The organism is Actinophytocola sp. (genome assembly GCF_035712165.1).
Lineage (GTDB): Bacteria > Actinomycetota > Actinomycetes > Mycobacteriales > Pseudonocardiaceae > DASYTH01.
Genome location: NZ_DASTBH010000084.1, coordinates 1 through 4,893, shown reverse-complemented (window position 1 = coordinate 4,893; position 4,893 = coordinate 1). Strand labels below are relative to the sequence as shown.

Here is a 4,893-nt window from a genome sequence, read left to right as displayed (position 1 = left end):
CCGCCCGGGGCGGACCCGGACGTCCGCCTCGTCCAGCCTGCGCCAGTCTTCGCGCCGAGCCCGGCCCGTCACGTCCCCAGCATTCCTGCCCACATACCAGGGAAGTCGGGCATGGTTTTCGCGGTGGTGGCGATGTCGTCGACCAGGACGTCCGGCACCACCAGGCCGACGATCGCGCCCGCGGTGGCGATCCGGTGGTCGGCGTAGGCGTGCCACAGACCGCCGTGCAGACCGGCTGGCGTGATCTCCAGGCCGTCCGCCGTCTCGGTGACCGCGCCGCCGAGCCCGTTGAGCTCGGTCGCCAGTGCGGCCAGCCGGTCGGTCTCGTGCCCGCGCAGGTGGGCGATGCCGCGCAACACCGACGGCCCCTCGGCCAGCGCGGCCAGCGCGGCGACGGTCGGTGTCAGCTCACCGACATCGTGCAGGTCAAGGTCCACTCCGGACAGTTCGGGCGGCCCGGTGACGGTCAGCCCGTCATCGGAAAGCGTTACCGTGCAACCCATCGAGTGGAGAATCGAACGGATCGCATCACCCGCCTGGGTGGTCCGGTGCGGCCAGCCGGGCACGGTCACCGTGCCGCCGGTGGCCGCCGCGGCGGCGAGGAACGGCGTGGCGTTGGACAGATCCGGCTCGACGACCCAGTCCCGGGCGGAGATCCGGCCGGGCGCCACCTGCCAGGTGTTCGGTGTGCTGTCGTCCACCGCGACCCCTGCCTCACGGAGCATGGCCACGGTCATCTCGATGTGCGGCAACGACGGCACCGGTTTTCCGGCGTGCCGCACGGTCACCCCGCGCCGGTAGTGCGCGCCGGAGAGCAGCAGGCCGGAGACGAACTGCGAGGACTGCGACGCGTCGATGGTCACCTCGCCGCCCTCGACCGCGCCCGTGCCGTGCACGGTGAGCGGCAGGGCGTCGCCGTCGATGCGAACTCCCAAGGCGCGCAACGCTTCCAGCACCGTCCCCATGGGACGCTCGCGGGCCCGGGGGTCACCGTCGAACCGGATCTGCCCGTCGGCGAGGGCGGCGGCCGGCGGGACGAACCGCATGACGGTTCCTGCCAGGCCGCAGTCGATCGACGCCGGGCCGCGAAACCCTTCGTGCGCCCCGAAACGCGCCACCTCGCCGGCCACCGTCACCGGCACGCCGAGGGCGGCCAGCGCGTCCAGCATCAGGGTCGAGTCACGGCTGGCCGGCACCCCGCGCACGACGGTGTCGGCTCCGCTCAACGCGGCCAGCAGCACGGCCCGGTTGGTGATCGACTTCGATCCGGGGACGGATACCGTCGCCCGGACCGGTGCCGTCGCCATGGGTGCCGACCAATGCGTCATGGTTGTAGATGATCCCGCATTGCCGGCTCGCTTGTGTCGGTGGGACATGTCACGATCGCTCACGGAGGTGGTCGCAGTTGTGTGGACGTTATGCGGCGACGAAGGACCCGGCGACGCTGGCGGCGGAGTTCGACGCGGTTGACGAGACCGACTCCTACCAACCACGGGCCGACTACAACGTCGCTCCGACCAAGGAGGAGGTCACCGTCGTCCAGCGGCATCCCCGCGACGAGGAGGGCAACCCGGATCCGGACCGCACGGTGCGCAGCCTGCGGGTGATGCGCTGGGGCCTGGTGCCGTTCTGGGCCAAGGACAAGTCGATCGGCGCCAAGATGATCAACGCCCGGGTGGAGAGCGTGGCCAGCAAGCCGGCGTTCAAGTCCTCGCTGGCCAAGCGGCGCTGTCTGGTGCCGGCGGACGGCTGGTACGAATGGCGCAAGGACGGCGGGACCAAACAGCCGTACTTCATGACCACCACGAACGGCGCGAGCATCGCGTTCGCCGGGCTGTGGTCCACCTGGCGGGACAAGGCCGACGAGGAGGCCGAGCCGCTGGTCACCTACACGGTGCTGACCACCGACGCCCTCGGCCAGCTCAGCGACATCCACAACCGGATGCCGCTGATGCTGCCCCGCGAGTCGTGGGCGGACTGGCTCGACCCCGACCGGGAGGACGTCGAGGATCTGCTCACCTCGCCGTCGCTGGAACTGGTGTCGGCACTCGAGCTTCGCCCGGTGTCGAGCGCGGTGAACAGCGTGCGCAACAACGGTCCGGAACTGCTGGCCCGCTACGAGCCGGCGCCGGATCTCGATGATCCCGCGCTGTTCGACGTGGACGACTCGTCGCGCCGATGACCAGCACCGCGATCGAGACCGCATACGGCCCGGCCCGCGCCGAGTTGCACTGCGTTCCCGAGCCCCGGGCGGCGCTGCTGCTCGGGCACGGTGCGGGGGGCGGGATCGGCGCCCCGGACCTGGTCGCCGCGGCCCGGGGGGCCCGGGCGGCCGGAGTGCACGTGGCACTGGTCGAGCAGCCCTACCGGGTGGCCGGCCGGCGGGCGCCGGCCCCGGCCGCACAGCTCGACGCCGCCTGGCTCACCGTCGCCGAGGCGCTGGCCAAGGAGTTCTTCGCCGACCTGCCGCTGGTGTTCGGCGGACGGTCCTCGGGGGCCCGGGTGGCCTGCCGCACCTCGGCCGACGGCCAGGCGGTCGCGGTGGTGTGCCTGGCCTTTCCGGTGCATCCGCCGGGCCGGCCGGACAAGTCCCGGCAGCCGGAGCTGGACGCGGTGCAGGTGCCGACCCTGGTGGTGCAGGGCGAGAACGACCCGTTCGGCCGCCCGGAAACCGCCCACCACCGTGAGATCGTGTTCTTCCCCGGCGACCACTCGCTCAAGCGCGACGCCAGCGGCATCGCCCGGACCGTCGAGGAATGGCTGGACCGCATCCTGCGGCCGTTGGACTGAGCGGGCGCGGGGCCGCTAGTCGAACACAGCGATGGGCGCGAGCGTGGCGTCGAGCAGGCGGGTGAGGTCGGCCGGGGCCAACTCCACCTCCAGGCCGCGCCTGCCGGCCGAGCAGTACAGGGTGTCCAGCGCCGACGCCGAGTCGTCCAGCACGGTGCGCAGCCGCTTGCGCTGCCCGAGCGGGGAGATCCCGCCGGCCACGTACCCGGTCGCCCGCTCGGCGGCGCCGATCTCGGCCATCCTGGCCCGCTTGCCGCCCACCGCGGTGGCCAGTGCCTTGAGATCGAGCTGCGCGGCAACCGGAACGATTCCGACCACCAGCGAGCGGTCCACCTCGGCCAGCAGCGTCTTGAACACCCGTTCCGGCGGCACCCCGAGCGCCTGCGCCGCCTCCAGGCCGTAGGAGGCGTGCCGCGGGTCGTGGTCGTACTCGTGCACCGTGTGGGCGACCTTCTGCCTGGTCAGCAGCGCGGTCGCGGGCGTCGCCCTGCCTGCCATGCGGGTAACCCTAGGGAATGGCACGGGATCGGGCAGCGTTGCGTCCGGCGTGCCGATCACGCTGCCTTCCCGCCCGCACCCGCCGGCCGCCCGGCCCCGCCGCGTAAACTCGAAGAGATCCCATGCGTGTTCGAGCATGGAACTGTCGCTGGAAGGGAGCCGGGTGCCGAGCACCGATACCCAGGCCGACGTGATGCCCGAGAGCCCGGCGGAACGCGCCGAGCGGTTCGAGCGCGATGCCATGCCGCTGCTCGACCAGCTGTACTCCGCCGCGTTGCGGATGACCCGCAACCCGCCCGACGCCGAGGACCTCGTCCAGGAGACCTACCTCAAGGCCTACGCGGCGTTCGAGTCGTTCCGCGCCGGCACCAACCTCAAGGCGTGGCTGTACCGGATTCTCACCAACACCTACATCAACGGGTACCGCCGGCGGCAGCGCCAGCCCATCCAGCAGCCCACCGAGGAGATCACCGACTGGCAGCTGGCGCAGGCCGAGAGCCACACCTCGACCGGACTGCGCTCGGCCGAACTTGAGGCGATGGACCGGCTGCCGGACACCGACGTCAAGGAAGCCCTGCAGCAGCTCCCCGAGGAGTTCCGGCTGGCGGTGTACCTTGCCGATGTCGAAGGCTTCGCCTACAAGGAGATCGCCGAGATCATGGGCACGCCGATCGGCACCGTGATGTCCCGCCTGCACCGCGGCCGGCGGATGCTGCGAGACCTGCTGTCAGATGTGGCGCGAGAGCGTGGGTTCCTGCGCTCGGCCGAGCGAGAGGTGGCCGGGTCGTGAGCTGTGGTAAGCCCCATGAGACCGACTGCTCCGAGGTGCTGGCCGAGGTCTGGCTGTTTCTCGACCACGAGTGCAACCAGGCCCGCCGCGAGCTACTGGAGAAGCATCTCGACGAGTGCAGCCCCTGCCTGGAGCGGTACGGCCTGGACGAGCACCTGAAGGTGCTGCTGGCGAGCAAGTGCGGCGGCGAGCACGCCCCGGACGGGCTGAAGGAGCGGCTCCGCGCCAAGATCAGGAAGACGGTGCTGGAACACGGCGGCGCCGTGACCGTCGAGGCCACCAGCGTGACCGTCGAGGTCAGCGAGGACTAGCTGGGGTTCCGGTGGGTGACCCGGGAGACCAAGCCGCATGGCCTGCTGGCCGGCTCGAATGAAAGGTTGGGACGCGTGTGCGCGCCCCAACCCGCAGGTCAGCTGTGCGGCCGCTTGCCGTGGTTGGCCGAGCTCTTCTTGCGGTCCCGGCGCTTGCGAGCGCGCTTCGACATCGTCCGGTCTCCTCGGTGCTCCTGGCACGGTCTGTGCCGAACAATTTTGGCACGTAGCTCTTGTCGGCTGGCTCGCACCCACGCGTGGTTGGATGATCCTGAAGTCGCCGCGGCGGTGAGGAGGAGCGCTCGATGGCGGAGATCCACGCCGAGATAGTGGCCAACGTGCTCGAGGTGGTCGGCCACGAGGGTCAGGATGTGGCCGAGGGTGACACCGTGGTCATCCTGGAGTCGATGAAGATGGAGATCCCGGTGCTCACCGAGTACGCGGGCAGGCTCACCAAGATCGCCGTGAAGAAGGGCGACGTGGTGCAGGAGCACGACCTCATCG

The 4,893-nt window shown here is 70.8% G+C and carries 8 protein-coding genes; 5 read left to right on the top strand and 3 right to left on the bottom strand.

Annotation, left to right across the window (positions count from 1 at the left end):
* Positions 1-68 precede the first annotated feature (68 nt).
* Positions 69-1,328: a 3-phosphoshikimate 1-carboxyvinyltransferase gene (gene aroA / locus VFO68_RS04285; protein WP_325156819.1), complete on the bottom strand. Its 1,260-nt coding sequence runs from the start codon at positions 1,326-1,328 to the stop codon at positions 69-71.
* A 77-nt stretch (positions 1,329-1,405) separates the two neighbouring features.
* On the opposite strand from aroA, the gene VFO68_RS04280 reads away from it, so the two are divergent.
* Positions 1,406-2,182 carry an SOS response-associated peptidase gene (locus VFO68_RS04280; RefSeq protein WP_325156818.1) on the top strand — a complete coding sequence of 259 codons (777 nt, stop codon included), beginning with the start codon at positions 1,406-1,408 and terminating at the stop codon, positions 2,180-2,182.
* Complete coding sequence (locus VFO68_RS04275) at positions 2,179-2,790, top strand: alpha/beta family hydrolase (RefSeq protein ID WP_325156817.1); 612 nt, start codon at positions 2,179-2,181, stop codon at positions 2,788-2,790. Before VFO68_RS04280 ends, VFO68_RS04275 begins: the two co-directional genes overlap by 4 nt.
* A 15-nt stretch (positions 2,791-2,805) precedes the next feature.
* Here the strand turns inward: VFO68_RS04275 and ybaK are convergent, their stop codons facing one another.
* On the bottom strand, positions 2,806-3,288 hold the full coding sequence (ybaK, locus tag VFO68_RS04270; RefSeq protein WP_325156816.1) for a Cys-tRNA(Pro) deacylase: 483 nt from the start codon (positions 3,286-3,288) through the stop codon (positions 2,806-2,808).
* 193 nt (positions 3,289-3,481) lie between these two features.
* On the opposite strand from ybaK, the gene VFO68_RS04265 reads away from it, so the two are divergent.
* Together VFO68_RS04265 and rsrA are read left to right on the top strand one after the other, a co-directional pair.
* Positions 3,482-4,078 carry a sigma-70 family RNA polymerase sigma factor gene (locus tag VFO68_RS04265; RefSeq protein ID WP_325156820.1) on the top strand — a complete coding sequence of 199 codons (597 nt, stop codon included), beginning with the start codon at positions 3,482-3,484 and terminating at the stop codon, positions 4,076-4,078.
* Positions 4,075-4,389 carry a mycothiol system anti-sigma-R factor gene (rsrA, locus tag VFO68_RS04260; protein ID WP_325156815.1) on the top strand — a complete coding sequence of 105 codons (315 nt, stop codon included), beginning with the start codon at positions 4,075-4,077 and terminating at the stop codon, positions 4,387-4,389. Before VFO68_RS04265 ends, rsrA begins: the two co-directional genes overlap by 4 nt.
* Before the next feature lie 98 nt (positions 4,390-4,487).
* Here the strand turns inward: rsrA and VFO68_RS34220 are convergent, their stop codons facing one another.
* Positions 4,488-4,562, bottom strand: coding sequence for a 50S ribosomal protein bL37 (locus tag VFO68_RS34220; RefSeq protein ID WP_414635456.1), 75 nt, complete (start codon positions 4,560-4,562; stop codon positions 4,488-4,490).
* A 132-nt stretch (positions 4,563-4,694) separates the two neighbouring features.
* Here VFO68_RS34220 and VFO68_RS04255 point away from each other — a divergent pair.
* Positions 4,695-4,893: biotin/lipoyl-binding carrier protein (locus tag VFO68_RS04255; protein WP_325156814.1), on the top strand; the 199-nt coding region annotated here is incomplete at its 3' end.